This is a genomic window from Amycolatopsis sp. cmx-4-61, assembly GCF_046548775.1.
Classification (GTDB): domain Bacteria; phylum Actinomycetota; class Actinomycetes; order Mycobacteriales; family Pseudonocardiaceae; genus Amycolatopsis.
Window position 1 is genome coordinate 25,977 of record NZ_JAEBEI010000037.1, and the last position, 12,982, is coordinate 38,958.

Genomic DNA, 12,982 nt, shown 5'->3' on the forward strand with positions numbered 1-12,982 from the left:
GGCTGTCGCCCTGGGGATTTTTTGTTGACAGAATTCGCTTCGGATGGTTACGCTCGTGACATCAGCCACTACGTCCTGGGGGTTGACCGGCGTGCTGATTCTGGGAATAAAGGTGACGCATGACGGTGCTGTCGCGCTCATCGACGACGACCGGCTCGTGTTCAGCGTGGAAATGGAGAAAATAGCCAACGGTGGCCGGTACGCCGAACTCGGCGATTTGCGCCGCGTGGTCGAAGTGCTCGAAACGCACGACCTGGAACTGAGCGACATCGACCAGTTCGCGATCGACGGCTGGGGCTACGGGGACGTCTCCACCACCCGGGCCGGGGCGACGGTGAACTTGTCCGTGGCGCCGTACCGCGAGGCCGCGCCGGCCGACGACAGCCTCACCCCGCACCGCTTCGCCGGCCTCGACTTCGACGGCTCGAAAACCTTCGAGTACAGCAGCTTCCACCACACCACCGGGCACATCTTCTCGGCGTACTGCACCAGCCCGTTCGCTCGGGCGGGCGAGCCGTCGTTCGTGCTGGTGTGGGACGGCGGCGTACTGCCCCGCTGCTACTACGTCCGGCCGGAAGCGCCGTTCGTGGAGAACCTCGGCCCGGTCTTCGGTCTGCTCGGGAACGTCTACGCCGTGTTCGCCATGCATTTCGAGCCGTTCCGGATGGCCGACCCGTACCTCATCGAGGCGGGCGGCACTCCGGCCGAGCGCAGCGCCTACAACGCACGCAGGCTGAACGTGCCGGGCAAGGTGATGGCGTACACCGCACTGGGCGAGGTGCGCGAGGACGTCTGCGCCGAGTTCGACCGGATCTACGCCGGGATGCCGCCGGGGACCATGGACAAGCCACGCCCGTTCGTCCGGCAGTTCATCGACGAGTTCCTGGCCTGGGCGGGTCCGCGTGCGGTGTCCGCGGCCGACGCGATGGCCGGCTTCCAGCACTGGGTGGGAGCACGGCTGGTGGAAAGTCTGCGCCGGGTGCGGGAGAAGTCGCCGGGCCACGCGGCCAACCTGTGCTTCGCGGGTGGCTGTGCGCTCAACATCAAGTGGAATTCGGCGATCCGGCGCAGCGGCGTCTTCGAGCGCGTCTTCGTCCCGCCGTTCCCGAACGACTCCGGCTCCGCGCTCGGCGCCGCGTGCTCGGCGATGGTGAGCACGACCGGCCGGAGCGCGCTCGGGTGGAGTGTCTACCACGGTCCCGCCCTCACCCCGGCGGCCGACGGCGAAGGCTACGCGAGCCGCCCGCTGGACGTACCGGGCCTCGCCCGGCTGCTGCACGAAAGCGACGAGCCGGTCGTCGTGCTCACCGGCCGCGCCGAACTCGGGCCACGGGCCCTGGGCAACCGGAGTGTTCTCGCCGCGGCGACTTCGCGGACGATGAAGGACAGGCTCAACGAGATCAAGCACCGTGAGTCCTATCGTCCCGTCTCGCCGATCTGCCTCGAACACCGGGCGCCGGAGATCTTCTCCCCCGGCACCCCGGACCCCTACATGCTGTTCGACCACGAAACCCGGCCGGAGTGGCTCGACCGCATCCCCGCGGTGGTGCACCTCGACGGTTCGGCGCGGCTGCAGACGGTCAACGCCGCACAGAACCCGCTGATCGCCGAGCTGCTCACCGAATACGAACGGCTCAGCGGGGTGCCCCTGCTGTGCAACACGAGCGCGAACTTCAACGGCAAGGGTTTCTTCCCCGACGTCTCCTCGGCCCTTGGCTGGGGCGGGACGCGGTACGTCTGGAGTGAGGGGGTGCTGTGGGAGCGGACGTGAAGGCCGTTCTGTGCTTCGGTGATTCGAACACCAACGGGGCCCGCGCGGACGAGCCGCAGCTCGGCAGGCTCCCGGCGGAGCTGCGCTGGCCCGGCCGGTTGCGGAAGCTGCTCGGGCCCCGGTTCGAAGTGCTCGAAGAGGGGCTGGGCGGGCGCACGACGGACCTCGACCCGCCCGATCTGCCGGGCCGCAACGGCCGCGCCTACTTCGGGCCGTGCCTGCTCAGCCATCACCCGTTGGCCGTGGTGGTGCTGATGCTGGGCACACCGGACCTGAAGACCCGCTTCGCCCGCACGCCGGCGCAGATCGCCGGGGCACTCGACGGCTACTTCGACGACGTGGAACGGTTCCTCGGCGGCCGCAGCCGGCCGCAGCCACGGGTGATCGTGGTCAGCCCGGCGCATCTCGGTGCCGTGCCCACCAGCGCGGAGTACGACGCCGGATCGGTGCGGAAGTCCCGCGAACTCGCGGGTGAGCTGCGCGCCGTGGCCGCTGGGCGGGGCGCCGGCTTCCTCGACGCGGCCGCCTTCGCGCGAGTCGGCGGTGACGGCGTGCACCTGGATCTCGCCTCCCACGACGCACTCGCGGCCCGCCTCGCCCCGATGGTGCTGGACATCGGAGAGCCGTGAGCGAATCGATCGAACGGGTCGGCGCCGCGCGGGACACGCTGCGGCGGTACTGGGCCGGTCGCCGGACCCTGCTGCTGGTGCAGACCTTCAACGCCACCGTCGGCACCACGATGCGCGAGCTGGCCTCCTTCGGCGCGGAAGTACGCGGAGTGGTGACCGCGAACCCACCCGGTCACGACGCACCGGAAGTGCCGCACGTCCACGTCTGCGGCTCGCTGTCCACCGCCGAGTTCGACCAGTGGCTCCAGGACCCGCCCCCGGACTTCACGCGCTGGCTCGACGAGCTCGATCCTCGACGGGAGTGGACTTTTCTCGGCACCACGTTCACGCACACCAGTGAAGTCTGCGGGCGCAGAGTGCACGGCTGGCGTCGTCCCGAATGGGCGCGGCTGGAGGACAAGACGGTCATCGACGGGCTTTGGCGGCAGGTCGGCGTGCCCGCGCCCCGGCACGTGGTGTCGGACGTGGACGACCCGAGGATTCCCGCGTTCGTGCGGGAACTGGACAACGGCGCCGGTGTCGTCCTTGCCATGGATTCGACGAACGGGTTCGTCGGCGACGCCAAGGGACTGCGCTGGGTGCGGACGGCGGGAGAACTCGGGACCGCGCTCGAAGCCTGCCGCACGAGCGCGAACCGCCTCCGGGTGGCCGAGTTCGTGCCCGGCGTGCCGTGCAGCGTCCTGGGCATGGTTCTCGCCGACGGGGTCGCGGTGTTCGACCCGCTGGAGATCGTCACGCTGCGGGACCGGACGCGAGCGGGCCTGGTGTTCTGCGGCTCGTCCACGCACTGGCGGCCGGACGGCGAGCAGCTGCGCCACTACACGCGGCTGGCCGGCGAGGAACTCGCGGCGAGCGTGGGCTACCGGGGCCTCTTCAGCGTCGACGGCATCCTCGGTGCGGACGGTTTCGTGGCGACCGAGCTGAACCCACGGCACGCGTCCGGGCTCGGCTTGCGTGCGGGCTGGCCGGAGTTCCCGCTGTACTCCTTCCAACGCGGGGTCCAGGAAGGGCTGCGGGGACTGTTCGACCTCGGCCACCGGCACGTCGAGGCGGCCTTCCGCGCCGTGGTGCGGGAAACGCCTTCACTCGCGGTCCGGGTCCCCGCGCCCGGCGCGAGCGGGGACGGCCGGTTCGTCACCGGCACCGGCCAGATCGTCGACTACCGGGTGGCCGGCGGCGCGGCCTGGCTCGACCGGGTGTCGCCGCCCGCACCGGGCGGCGTCGTCGGACCGGCCGCCGCCGAAGTCGCCACCGCACTGGGCGCCGGCGCACTGACGAGCTTCCGCGACGACTACCCGGAGGAACAGCCATGACCGCGTTGACCACCGGCCTCACCCCGACCAGCGAAGCGGGGGAGAAGGTCTGCGAAATCATCGAAGGCCATCGTGAATTCCTCGCGAAACAGGCCGAAGTCAACGACCGCGACGGCCGGTTCGCCGCCGCCAGCGTCGCCACGCTGGCCGAGTCCGGGGTACTGGCCGCGTGCGCGCCGGTCGAGGACGGCGGCTTCGGCGTGCGCTCGCTCCACGACCTCGCCGTGATCGTCAGCCGGATCGCGGCGGCGGACGCGTCGACCGCCATCGCCGCCACCATGCACCTGGCGTTGACCTGGTACTACGCCCGTACGGTCCGGAGCACGCCGGCGGCGGAACTCGAGCTGCCGATGCGCGACTGGCTGCGCGCGGTCGGCCGGCGGGAGATGATCGTCTGCTCTTCGGTGGCCGAGCCCGGTACGAAGCCGTGGGAACTGGTGACCACCGCCGTGCGGTCCGCCGAGGGCTGGACGATCACCGGCCGCAAGGTGCTCGCGTCGATCTCACCGGCGGCGACCCACTTCTACAGCCGGGTAAAGGGCGAGACGGCCGACGGGCCGGTTCAGGCGTCCGCGATGATCCCGCTGTCCGCGGCGGGCGTCGAGGTGAAGGACAACTGGAACGGCTTGGGCCTGCGCGGCTCGGGCAGCGGCGAAGTCGTGTTCGACGGCGTGCTCGTGCCGCCCGGTTCGGTGGTGCCGCGCGGGCCCTGGGGCAAGCCCCTCGCTCCGGGCTATGACGGCCGAGCCGCGAACACCGCGCCGACCGTCGCGGTCTACCTCGGCATCGCGGAGGCGGCGCGGGCGCACGCGCTGTCCGCGATCACCGGTCCGGTACGGAACCGGACGAACTCGGTGGGCGTCAGGGGCATGGTCGCGGAGATGGAGCTCCAGGTGGCCGCCGCGCGCGGCGCGCTGCACACGGCCTTGTCCACATTGGACGCACACATCACCGAAGCGCGGCCGCGTGCGATGGAGGTCACCCTCGGCAGGCAGCTGCTCAAGGAATGCGTGTGCGCCGGGATGATCGTCGAGCGAGCGGGCACCCGGGTGGTCGACCTGGCCATGCAGTTGTGTGGAGGCCGCAGCTACAGTGGCGGGCACCCGCTCGGCCGGATGTACCGCGACATCCGCGCGGCCGCGTTCATGCGTCCCTGGGCGCCTGCCGAGGAGTGGGTGGATTTCGTGGCCGAAGCCACCCTGGACCGGCCGTGAAGTTCCTGGTGCTGAACCGGCGGCGGATCCTCGACCGGCTTCACCATTGGTTTCCTCCCGGTGAACTGGTCGTGCTGACCGCGAGTTCGGCGCTCGGGGGAGCCGACCCCGGCGGGTTCCACCACCTCGAGGTGGTCGAGGACTACGACAGCCCGGCGACCGACACCCGTATCGAACGGCTCGCGGAGAAGTTCGCGGTGGACGCGGTGCTGCTGACCGCGGAAATCGACGTGCTGCGGGCCGCTCGGCTACGGGAAAGACTCGGCCTGCCCGGGCAGGGCATCGAATCGGCGGTGGCCTACCGGAACAAGTACGTGATGAAGACCGGTGCCGCGGCGGCGGGCATCCCGGTCGCGGCGATGCGGCCGGTGACACGCCCGGAGGAAGTGGCGGAGTTCGCGGCCGAGCACGGCTATCCCGTGGTGGTGAAGCGGTTCGACGGTGCGGCCGCAATGGGCATGCACGTGTACCGGAGCGAAGCCGGACTGCCGCCGGACGGCTGGCCCGCCCCGATGCTCGCCGAGCAGTGGATCGAGGGCGACTTGTGCCACGTGGACGGCGTCATGCGCGCCGGCGAGGTGCTTCTGAGCTGGCCATCACGGTATCTCCACTCGCAGTGGGCGTCAGCGAGCGAGTCGGCCAACGAACTCGGCGGGATGCTCTCGCGGCAAGACCCGTTGTTCGAGCCACTGCGAAAAGCCACCGCCCGGGTGATAGCCGCACTCCCACCCGCACCGGATGCGCTGCCGTTCCACGCGGAGTTCTTCGCCACCCCGGACGGCGAGCTCGTGCTGTGTGAAATCGCCTGCCGGGCGGGCGGCGGCGAGATCGTCGAGATGTTCGAGCGGGCGTTCGGGGTCAACTTGTACGAAGCCGGGCTGAAGGGTCAAGCAGGCCGGTACGACGAGATTTCGTGGCGCGCGGAGCCGCGACGCCACGGTTGGGGCTGGATGCCCCGCCGTGCCGGCGTGCTCCTCGAAATCCCCGCGAAGCCGGCATCGGAGGCGGTGTGCAGCTACTCGGTCTCCGGGATACCCGGCACGGAGTACGCCGCTCCCCGCGGAATGGCGGACGTCATCGCGCGAATGGTGTTCACGATGGACGGTGCAGACGTCCGGCCCGAGCTGCACGCACTCGACGAGTGGTGGAGCCGCACCACACGCTGGGACCGCTGAACCGCAAGGGACGCATTTCCTTTCCGGGCCCACCCGGTCAGGCAGGCGCCCCCGGGCCGGCCGGCGAGGAGCACTACCGCCCGCCGGCCCGGCACTCGGCCTCGGAGCTGAGCTCCCGGCGGGAACGTGCTGACCGCGTCGGCGAGCCGGTGGCGGGGGGCGCATGGGGGGTGGAGGGCCGCAGACGGCCGGACAGCCCCGGACACCGCGGGACCGAACGAGATCACCCCCCTGAGCGGATAACGCCTGGCAATCACGCCAATCGTCCTGCCCGACGGGCTGCTGGTCCGAGTCGACGTGTGGCTGGTGATGGAACGTCGGCCGCGGGGGAGCGCGCGGTGGGCGGGTGGTCAGCTTGAAGCTCGCGCTGGGACACGTCACCCCGTCCGGATCCGGCCGGCTCCCGGACGGACCGTGGAGGCCGTACCGGGTAGCGGCCGTGGAGGTGCGGTGCGGGAAGTGATGAGCGTGCGGAGCCGCCTAGGCTCGGCAATCGGCTGTCACGAATCGCGGAGTGCGCTGTTCGCGGTGGGCCGGAGCGCGCTGGCCGGCGCCCAGCTCGGCGTTCCCCTGTTCAACTCGGACACGACACTGTTCGCCGATTCACCGGCGGTCCCGGGGGAGTACGGTGCGGTGCTGTTGATCCCGGTCTGCCTCGCCGACAATCGCACCTGGCAGTGGAGTCCGGCGCGGGAGCCGTTGCCTGCTGCGTGGCGGGGCTGTTCCTTTGCGGCCACGCAGGTGCTTCGGCTTCAAGTCGCGGTGATCTACCTGGTCGCGGCGACGGCGAAGCTGAGCGATCCCGCCTGGTACAGGGCCGCGCGCTCGGGATCGTGGCGTTCGATCCTGAATTCGGTTTCCCACTGCCGGTTCGCGCGACACTCGAACCGCTGCTGGCGTCCGATGCCGTCGTAGCGCCGGCGACGTGGAGCGTGATCGGGATCCAATACGTGATCGTGGTCGCGATGATGGGCGGGAGAAGGTGGCGGACGCTGGCACTGATCCTCGGTTCCGGGCTGCACTTCGCGATCGCGGCGCTGCTCGGTTTGCCCAGTTTCGGGCTGACCATGATCGCGCTCCTGCCGCGCGCGGCGAATCCGGTCGCGAGGCCGGCTGCGCACGGGCGGTGGTGGAGTCTGTGTTCACAACGGAAGGACGAAGCGTATGCGGACTGACCTGGTGATCGAGCGGTTCGAGCCGGACCGGGCCGCCCGAGCCGGCTTCGCCGCGTACCACGACGTGGTGAAGGCCTGCCAGGCCGCGGACCGGCCGGGGGAACCAACCCTCCCGCTGGAGGAGCTGATCGGCCGCCTGAAGAAACCCATGCCGGGCATGGGCCGCGCGGTGCACTGGGTGGGCTTGCGGCACCGCGACGTCGTCGCGGTCGCGGAAGTGTTTCTCCTCGACGAGGAAAACAGTGACATCGCGATGGTCAACGTCAAGGTCCACCCGGAGCACCGCCGGGCCGGAATCGGCTCCGCGCTGCTGTGCGCGATCCTGCCCGAGCTGAAAGCGCAGGAGCGGCGCGTGATCGAGGGCGGGGACGTGGTGGCGGGCACCGCCGGACAGTTGTGGGCCGACGCCGTCGGCTTCCGGCAGGTCCGCAGGGTCGTCCGGCAGGCGCTGATCACCGCGACGGCTGACCGGACGCGATGGGACGTGCCGGTACCGGGCGGGTACCGGCTGGAGTACTGGGAGGGAACCGCCCCGGAAAACCTCATTGAATCCTACGCCCTCGCCCGCGGCGCGATACGCGACGCTCCACTGGGGGATTCGGGGTACCGCTGGCCGGAGTACACGGTGGAGCGGGTGCGTGCCGCCGAGGCGGAACTGCGGTCGCAGAGCATGCTCCAGCGTCTGGTGGTCGCTGTGCACGAAGCCTCCGGCGCAGTCGCCGCTTTCACGGAACTTTGCGTGCATCCGCGTCGGCCGGATTGGGGTTACCAGCGCGACACGGCGGTGGTGGCCGAACACCGGGGGAACGGCCTGGGGCGGTGCGTGAAAGCGCACATGCTCCGCCGGCTGGTGACCGACGCACCGGAGGTCCGGTGGATCAGCACAACGACCGGTGCCGAGAACATGCACATGATCCGGGTCAACGACGAAGTCGGTTACACGACGCTGCCCACCCTGATCGCCGTTCAGGGCGAACTCACCGCGGTGGAAGCGCGGTTGGGTGCTGTCCGTAGGTCGCCGGCTGTCCGATCTCGAATTGATCGCCCCGGCAACGGGAGCGGAGACCGCCAACGTGGAACATCAGGCCGAGTAGCCGACGGGTCCTGATCCGGTAGTCACCCGTGGCATGGTCGTGCCCGAACAGCGCAACCGGGCACGGGCGGTGGCCGGGAGGAATCGCCGACGCGGACGTTGGTCGTAAACCGTCGCTGCTCGAACAGATCGACTGGCCGCTCGGCTGATCGCACCGGTGGCCCGGATCCGCTGAGCCGATCCGAGCGCGGCGCGATCCCGGAGCCCCTGGCCCGCAAACACCGGTCAGGGGCTCCGGGGGAGGGCGCTGTGTTGCCAAGCTTGCCTCGCCTGGCAACCTGGCTTGCTTTGCCGTAGTTGTCCCGCCTGGCCTGGATCACGACCGAGCTGTCGCCTGCGTTGACGATCTGCGATCGGCGCGTTGATCGAACAAGTCGTTCGGCAGTTGGTGTAGCAGTCAGGGAAACATGGCCAAAGTGGCAGCGCGGGTCACGGCCGCCTTCCCGGCCCGGTCGGCCTGCCGGTCCTCCGTGGGTTCGGTGACGTTCTTCAGATCCATGATCGTCGATGCCGTCACGTACCCAGCCCAGGACGGCCCGGTGGGCAGGCAGTTGCATCGTCAGTAGCTGCTGGGCCCGAGCGCAGCGGCAGGCCCAGCCCATGCGTTCCGGCCTCACGGCCGGTCAGCGCCGGGACAGCGGCTCTTGTCGTAGAAACCGATAATCGAAGTCGGGAACGGTGAGACGGCCGCCCAGGCAGGGATCTTCCGCCGGACTCTGCCGGTGCTACCCCGAGGGATTCGAACTCACACGCTGCGACCTGGGTAATCGCTGCTATCGGGCAGCAGTGTTGCCTCTGTATAGGCCGCTGACCTGGGAATTCTCGTGCCCCCGGTGAGATTCCGGCGGCAATCACACCAATCGTCCTGCCCGACGGACTGCTGATCCGGGTCGACGTGCGGCTGGTGATGGAGCGCCGGCCGCGGGGGAGCGCACAGTGAGCCGGGCAGGGGCGTTTGAGCTTTCGTCAGGGCGCTATCGAGATGGCATCGTAGTTGACCAGCGGTTTTCTGCTGGAACGTTGATCATCCAGGGCAGTTTCGGGCTCGACGGTCGCGGTGGGCGGGCATGAAAATCGTTCCTGCTCGTGACTCTCTATCCGATTCGGCCACCGTCGTCCGGGCTGTGTCGGTGATCATGGGAACGGTGGTGGGGCTGACGTTCTTGTTCGGCTTTGGCAACGTCCTCAGCCTCGCTCTCCGTCTGGGTGTGCCGGTCTGGGTGGCGCCGCTCGTAGCGCCCGCTGTCGATCTCTCGGTCCTTGGACTTCTGCTGGGTATCAGGCATCTGGCCCTAGCTGGCGCGTCGCCCGATGTGCTGCGTCCGGCTCGCCGACTGCTGATCTTTGCCAGTGCGGTCACGCTGGCGCTGAACGTGGCGGAACCACTCGTGGCGGGTGAATACGGCAGGGCGGCGTTCGATGCTGTTGGTCCGCTTCTGCTGATCGGCTGGGCGGAGGTCGGTGCTGGCCTGTTGCAGGCGGTCAGTGCAGCGAGTCAGTCGCAAAGCCCTGACGTAATCGTCGGCGTGGACAAGGTGACCGAGCAGGCAGGGGAGATGTTGGACAACTCGGCGAGTGCCCAGCTTGAGCCCACTGGGCAGGCCGACGGTCGTCCGGTGATGGCCGCGCCCGCTGGAGGCGCTCTTGGACCGCGCTCGGCAAGAAGATGCGGCACATCGCGCTACCTACCAGAGGCCGATATCTGCCGACACGCTGCGGGTTCGCCTGCGGATCGGTGCTGGCCGAGCGCGCCAGCTCGTCAGGATCGTCCGTGCGGAGTGCGAGGCGGGCAGGCCTGTGGCCGCCTGAGGATCGCCGAGGCACGGCTGAACGGGTCAAATACCGGTGGAATTTGAACCCGCTGGTTAAGAGTTCGCTGCTCTCGCTGTCGGATGGTGTCGAGTGATGACGAACAAGACCTTTTCGACTGGTCACGGGCCATCACACGTGTCAGACGATACCGGTCCCTGTCATCGTGTGCGCGACCTCTCGGGCACTTCTCGGGCACGTCCGTGCCGGATTCTGTCGAGGTATTCGTGCAGGTTGGGCGAGGGTTCCGGTAAGGGCTCGGCGGGAGGCCGGTTGTCGTGAGGAGCCCGAGCGAGGGCCGCGATCCGGTGCTGTCGGCGGTCACGCTGATCGTGGGGATCATCGTGGCACTGACTTTCCTCTTCGGTTTCGGGAACGTGTTCACGTTGGCACTTCGGCTGGGGGTGCCGGTGTGGGTTGCGCCGTTGGTGGCCCCTGCGGTGGACCTGTCCGTGGTCGGGTTGCTGATCGCGATTCGGTATCTGTCGTTGCGGGGTGCTCCTGATGTCGTGATCCGGCCGGCTCGCCGCCTGTTGCTGGCGTCGAGCGTGGTGACCTTGGCTCTGAACGTTGCCGAGCCCTTGATCGTCGGCGAAGTGGGAAAGGCATTGTTCGATGCGGTGGGTCCGTTGCTGCTGATCGGCTGGGCGGAGGTTGGGCCGGCTCTGCTGCAGGCGCTGGCCGCTGTACAAGCAGCTGGGGGGCCGACCAGGATGGCGCAGCCGCACGCCGGCGACTCTGACGGCACTTCTGCGGAAGCGCCAGGGGATGCGAGCGTAGGTGACGAGTTGCTGGAGCGGGCGCGGCAGGAGGACAAACGGCATCGTGAGCGTTACCAGCGTCCGGTCTCTGCTGAGAACCTCCGGAAGGCATTGGGGGTAGGCGCGGAGCGGTCGCGAACGCTCGTGAGGCTGGTGCGTGCAGAGCGGAGTATTTCCGCATGACATTGATGGTTACGCAGACGTCCGCCAGTGCGGCGTCACGGCAGAGAGTGGTCATCACCGTCTGGCCGGTTGCTGAGTGCGGCGGCCACAGCCCGGTCAGGTCGGCGAGGTTTTGAACGTCGTCGAACTGCAACGCGGCCAGCGTCGCCCGTAGCCATGTCCTGAGGGCACGGTCTCACGTCATTACTGGGGTGGTTCCCTGTTCCAATGCTGGCCGGCGAAGTCGTCGCGGTTGTCCGCGCCTTTCCAATGCTGCTTGGGCAAGTCACCTCGGAAGTTGCATCCTGGGCAAGCGTCCTCGCCTTGGAGGTGGCCTTCGTACCAGGCATGCACCGCTGCATGCGTTACGGCGACCCGGACGTCCGCTTCGCCCGACTCGTAGGCCGCCAGGGCACCTTCGATGATCATGCCCAGAACGGGTGAGTCCGGAGCAGGGAAAGGCGGCGAAGGGAACCTCTCAGCTTCCATAGCCGTCTAGGATACTGGAGTTCTGGTGCTCGTCTGCGCCGTTCTCAGCGACGCCGTCCTTCGTTGCGGGACGGGTTCCACGCGGCCATGGCCTCGGGCGCGCAGGACAACACCCGACCGCCCGATTGTCAGGTGTTGAGCCCTCGACCGGTCACAAGCAGACGTCATGACCTATCTGGCCGGCGCCCCTGTCATTCTGGCTGGCGGAATCGCCACCCTGATGCGCCCCGGGTTCTGTGCAGGCTCTGATCTCAGGGAGGATGCAGAGCATGCCGGCACCGAAGAAGTACAGCGACGAGCTGCGTGAGCGGGCGACGCGGATGGCGTTGGACGCGATCGCGGCCGAGGGTCAGCGGATGGCGGCGATCCGCCGGGTCGCGGGCCAGTTGGACGTGCACCCGGAGGCGTTGCGGACGTGGGTCAAGCGGGCCGAGATCGACGCCGGCACGGCACCCGGCCGCACCAGCGATGATGCGGCACGGATCGCCGAGCTGGAACGCGAGGTGCGTGAGTTGCGGCGGGCGAATGAGATCCTGAAGACGGCTTCGGCGTTTTTCGCCGCCGCGGAGCTCGACCGCAAAATCAAGTAACTCCTGACGATTCCACGCCTCGGCGGGAGGTTCCGCTCGCGGTGGTCGTCGACTATATTGACGGCCACCGTGAGCGAGTTGTCGAGGGGAAGAAGCTCGGGGTCGAGTCGATCTGCGCAGTCTTGAACGATGCGGATGTGCGGATCGCCCCGAGAACTTTCTGGGCAGCCAAGCAGTGCACACCATCGAAACGTGCCGTGCGGGACGCGGAACTGCTTGTCGAGATTGAGCGTGTGTTCCGTGAGAATTACGGTGTCTACGGAGCGCGGAAAGTCCATGCGCAGCTCAACCGTGAGGGAATCTGCGTGGCTCGCTGCACGGTCGAGCGGCTGATGCGCCAGCAGGGCCTGCAGGGGCTGCGGCGAGGCAGGCGGCCCAGGACCACCATCGCTGCTGCCTCGCCTTCGCCGGCGGACCTGGTCGACCGCCGCTTCACTGCCGATCAGCCGAACCAGCTCTGGGTAGCGGACATCACCTATATTCGGACGTTTTCGGGATGGGTGTATGCGGCGTTCGTCATCGATGTGTTCTCGAGAATGGTCGTGGGCTGGCAGGTGTCGACTTCGTTGCACACGAATCTTGCCCTCGACGCGTTGGAGATGGGGATCTGGGCCCGGCAACGAGCCGAGCAAGACGTCACCGGGCTTGTCCATCATTCCGACCGCGGAGTTCAAGGCGGATTCAACTGGTCGTCGCAACACCTTGATCATGGAGGTGTGGGATGGGGCACGGTAGGAAGCAGTTGCCGGAGGCGCCGGTGGGTGCGCGGCGGCAGTGGGCGGCGGATCGGGCGTTGCGGCC

The 12,982-nt window shown here is 68.6% G+C and carries 12 protein-coding genes; all 12 read left to right on the forward strand.

Features of this window, described 5'->3' with window-relative positions; genetic code table 11:
• Window positions 1-43 precede the first annotated feature (43 nt).
• Window positions 44-1,771: a carbamoyltransferase N-terminal domain-containing protein gene (locus tag ACLJOU_RS45950; protein ID WP_410575605.1), complete on the forward strand. Its 1,728-nt coding sequence runs from the start codon at window positions 44-46 to the stop codon at window positions 1,769-1,771.
• Window positions 1,768-2,400: a GDSL-type esterase/lipase family protein gene (locus ACLJOU_RS45955; RefSeq protein ID WP_410575606.1), complete on the forward strand. Its 633-nt coding sequence runs from the start codon at window positions 1,768-1,770 to the stop codon at window positions 2,398-2,400. The genes ACLJOU_RS45950 and ACLJOU_RS45955 overlap by 4 nt, the downstream gene beginning before the upstream one ends.
• Window positions 2,397-3,713 (forward strand): hypothetical protein, encoded by a 1,317-nt coding sequence (locus ACLJOU_RS45960; protein WP_410575607.1) that lies wholly within the window; start codon window positions 2,397-2,399, stop codon window positions 3,711-3,713. Before ACLJOU_RS45955 ends, ACLJOU_RS45960 begins: the two co-directional genes overlap by 4 nt.
• Window positions 3,710-4,927 carry an acyl-CoA dehydrogenase gene (locus ACLJOU_RS45965; RefSeq protein WP_410575608.1) on the forward strand — a complete coding sequence of 406 codons (1,218 nt, stop codon included), beginning with the start codon at window positions 3,710-3,712 and terminating at the stop codon, window positions 4,925-4,927. Before ACLJOU_RS45960 ends, ACLJOU_RS45965 begins: the two co-directional genes overlap by 4 nt.
• Window positions 4,924-6,102, forward strand: coding sequence for an acetyl-CoA carboxylase biotin carboxylase subunit family protein (locus ACLJOU_RS45970; RefSeq protein ID WP_410575609.1), 1,179 nt, complete (start codon window positions 4,924-4,926; stop codon window positions 6,100-6,102). Before ACLJOU_RS45965 ends, ACLJOU_RS45970 begins: the two co-directional genes overlap by 4 nt.
• A 450-nt stretch (window positions 6,103-6,552) precedes the next feature.
• Window positions 6,553-7,017, forward strand: coding sequence for a hypothetical protein (locus tag ACLJOU_RS45975; RefSeq protein WP_410575610.1), 465 nt, complete (start codon window positions 6,553-6,555; stop codon window positions 7,015-7,017).
• 35 nt (window positions 7,018-7,052) lie between these two features.
• The gene (locus ACLJOU_RS45980; RefSeq protein WP_410575611.1) at window positions 7,053-7,277 is read left to right on the forward strand and encodes a hypothetical protein; all 225 of its coding nucleotides are present in this window, start codon (window positions 7,053-7,055) and stop codon (window positions 7,275-7,277) included.
• Window positions 7,267-8,385 (forward strand): GNAT family N-acetyltransferase, encoded by a 1,119-nt coding sequence (locus ACLJOU_RS45985; RefSeq protein ID WP_410575612.1) that lies wholly within the window; start codon window positions 7,267-7,269, stop codon window positions 8,383-8,385. Before ACLJOU_RS45980 ends, ACLJOU_RS45985 begins: the two co-directional genes overlap by 11 nt.
• Window positions 8,386-9,437: 1,052 nt before the next feature.
• The gene (locus tag ACLJOU_RS45990; RefSeq protein WP_410575613.1) at window positions 9,438-10,226 is read left to right on the forward strand and encodes a hypothetical protein; all 789 of its coding nucleotides are present in this window, start codon (window positions 9,438-9,440) and stop codon (window positions 10,224-10,226) included.
• 231 nt (window positions 10,227-10,457) lie between these two features.
• On the forward strand, window positions 10,458-11,123 hold the full coding sequence (locus ACLJOU_RS45995) for a hypothetical protein (RefSeq protein ID WP_410575614.1): 666 nt from the start codon (window positions 10,458-10,460) through the stop codon (window positions 11,121-11,123).
• A 737-nt stretch (window positions 11,124-11,860) separates the two neighbouring features.
• Window positions 11,861-12,181, forward strand: coding sequence for a transposase (locus ACLJOU_RS46000; protein WP_146073571.1), 321 nt, complete (start codon window positions 11,861-11,863; stop codon window positions 12,179-12,181).
• A gap of 41 nt (window positions 12,182-12,222) precedes the next feature.
• Window positions 12,223-12,982 (forward strand): IS3 family transposase (locus ACLJOU_RS46005; protein ID WP_410575615.1); only part of this gene is annotated, 760 nt, incomplete at its 3' end.

What these genes read in the sequence shown, in the direction of transcription:
- ACLJOU_RS45990 (WP_410575613.1), top strand. Translation starts at nt 9,438, where the DNA reads ATGAAAATCGTTCCTGCTCGTGACTCTCTATCCGATTCGGCCACCGTC.
- ACLJOU_RS45985 (WP_410575612.1), top strand. Translation starts at nt 7,267, where the DNA reads ATGCGGACTGACCTGGTGATCGAGCGGTTCGAGCCGGACCGGGCCGCC.
- ACLJOU_RS46000 (WP_146073571.1), top strand. Translation starts at nt 11,861, where the DNA reads ATGCCGGCACCGAAGAAGTACAGCGACGAGCTGCGTGAGCGGGCGACG.
- ACLJOU_RS45950 (WP_410575605.1), top strand. Translation starts at nt 44, where the DNA reads ATGGTTACGCTCGTGACATCAGCCACTACGTCCTGGGGGTTGACCGGC.
- ACLJOU_RS45965 (WP_410575608.1), top strand. Translation starts at nt 3,710, where the DNA reads ATGACCGCGTTGACCACCGGCCTCACCCCGACCAGCGAAGCGGGGGAG.